Origin of the sequence: Microbacterium sp. (assembly GCF_036566905.1) — a bacterium.
GTDB lineage: Bacteria > Actinomycetota > Actinomycetes > Actinomycetales > Microbacteriaceae > Microbacterium.
The window spans coordinates 1-2,356 of sequence record NZ_DATCVK010000187.1 but is presented as its reverse complement, the minus strand read 5'-3'; the positions used below and the strand labels follow the sequence as shown (position 1 = coordinate 2,356).

Sequence of the window (2,356 nt, the reverse complement as noted above, 5' to 3'; positions counted from 1 at the left end):
CACTCGCGGGGGCGACTCGGCCGAGTGCGGCGGCGCCGTCGAGCGGCTTGCTCCCGCCGATGCGAATGTCTGCCCCGGGCAGCTGCACGAGCAACGCCGACGTGAAGGCGCGAGCCAGCGCGGTGCTGCGGAAGACGTCGCCGACGGCGCGGATCCGGGGCGCCGCGGCATCCACTTCGTCAACGCGCCGCAAGCCGGTGATCACGGATGCCGCGAGCTCGTGCCCGGCCTCCGACGTGATTGACAGCGCGACGGCGTCGCCGGCCGCGGCCGCGTCGGCGACGTGCCGCGCGTACGCGGCGATGCGCCCCACTCGTGCGGGATCCGCCTGCAACTCGATGTACGCGCGCTCGAGGTCGGGGAACTCCGTCATCGCGAACTCGGTGAGCACGGTCGGCTCGCCCCGACCGTCGTGCGCGCGCATCACCGCGTCGAGCGCGGCACGTCCGAGCGAGTAGCCACTGCCCCCATCGCCGATGAGGTAGCCCCACCCGTCGACGCGTGCCACCTTGGTGGCGCCCACCGCGAGCGCGACGGCACCGGTGCCGGAGGCGACCACCGCACCCCTGTCATCACCGATCGCACCGAGGTACGCGGTGATTGAGTCGTGCGCGAGATGCACTGCCCGCACGTCGTGCTTCATCGCCGCGAGCAAGTACCCGGCGTCGGACTCCTCGGATGTGAGCCCCGACACGCCGAATCCGACCGTTCGGAATCTGCGACCCGCGGCGACTGCATCCTCGACGACGCGTGCGAGTTGGGGGAGCAACGGCAGGTCGGTGCGGATGCCCGGCAGGGCCCATTCGCGCTCGCCCGCGCCATCAGTATGGCGCACCTTGATACCCGTCTGGCCCGCGTCGATCGCGAGCAATCCACCGTCGGTCATGTCGCCCTCCGTCCGGTCGTGATCACGACGCGTTGGTCGCCGGATGTGACCTACTCAAGGGTGATCTCGAATTCGTAGGTGATGTCCTCGCCGAACCACATACGGAAGTTCGTGCCCCAGACGTTGTTGTGGAGGTTGAAGTGCATCCCTCTGCTGAGGTCGGGGAAGGCCTCATCGCAGTGGAGGAGTCGTGGCTCACCAGGCGATACCAGCGGAGAGTCGAATGGGACCACTCGCACATGTCGATCTCCGGAAGTGTTCGCCACCTCTGTAACGGCGTGCAGGTTGCGATTGCCGTTGCGCACGACGTCGAGTGGGCTGATGATGCTCCCCATCTTGTGCAGCGCCCACCGGTTGGGGTTCGAGACGCGGGGCGCGAACTGCATCCAGCTGGCCTCGGGAAGCCGGTTCTCATCTTTGTCTCTTGCTGCGAGCTGCACGCGAATGACGTCGGTGGTGAGGTCGAAGCCGTAGCGGATCTCGACTCGCCGGGGTGCGCCGAAGGTCTCCGATGCCAGTGCGGGCAGACGAGCTTCCACATTGAGGTAGTCGGTCGTCCCCTCGGTCCAGCGCGTGACCCGATGGACGATCGGAAGGAACGTCTGTCCCGTCGCGGACGGCTCTGACAGTTCCATTCCCAGTTTCGACATGTCCGGCAAGGCCCACGAAGCGTTTACGACCATGTCGCGGCAGTACTCGGCGATCCATCGCCGATAGTCGAGGGACCCGAACGATTCGTATGAGTACCGGCCGATGGGGTGGGTGGCGTCTGCCCAGGCGATTCCCGCCTTCGAAACGAGACGGGTGAGCGCTCCGGACGCATCGACACCGACGCTGAAGTTGCCCAGCTGAACGTCGCCCAAGACCTCCTGCGCATCTGACGGAGCCGGCTCCAGCCGACCGCGACGTCGATCGGCCTCAGCGCGTTGGCGAAGAGCCTCGGGGAGGTCGGCGATCGACGAATCGATGTACGAGCGCTGTTCGTCCCATGACTGCTCGACCGCGGAGTATGAGTACCCCTGGTGCGAGTGCTTGGCAGACCAGACGGACGCGAACGCGTGAACTTCGGGAATCAGCTCGCGATCGATGTGGTCCCGTTCGCGAGCTGCGGTGAAATCGCCCTTCGTGTAGTTCTCGAAATCGGGGAGGAACGTCTTGATGTCCTCACCCCAGGTGTGTTCCGCGACGAGCAGCAGCTTGTCCGACAGTCGCGTGAACGCCGGCGTCCCTTCGATGAGACTGCCGTCGTCGATCCACTGGGAACGCAGACGCCGGAGCCGGAGGAACCGTCCGAGCTGGGCCGGGTCGCTTCCGGGTCCGTGGATCCAGGTGTCTCCGATCTCTGAATCGACAACCGGCAACTGGTCCTTCATGCTCAGAAATGTCGAGCCGAAGTCATTCAGGGTTGAGGCCTTGATCGTCGCATCGGGGTACTTCTCCTGGAGGCGTTCGTGGAGTTCACGTACCTCA

2 protein-coding genes are annotated in these 2,356 nt (G+C 65.8%); both read right to left on the bottom strand.

What is annotated here, in order from left to right; genetic code table 11:
- Positions 1-886, bottom strand: an 886-nt coding sequence (locus tag VIP82_RS15475) for an N-acetylglucosamine kinase (protein ID WP_331910169.1), incomplete at its 3' end; no start/stop codon positions are given.
- A 50-nt stretch (positions 887-936) separates the two neighbouring features.
- Positions 937-2,356: DUF5054 domain-containing protein (locus VIP82_RS15470; protein ID WP_331910167.1), on the bottom strand; the 1,420-nt coding region annotated here is incomplete at its 5' end.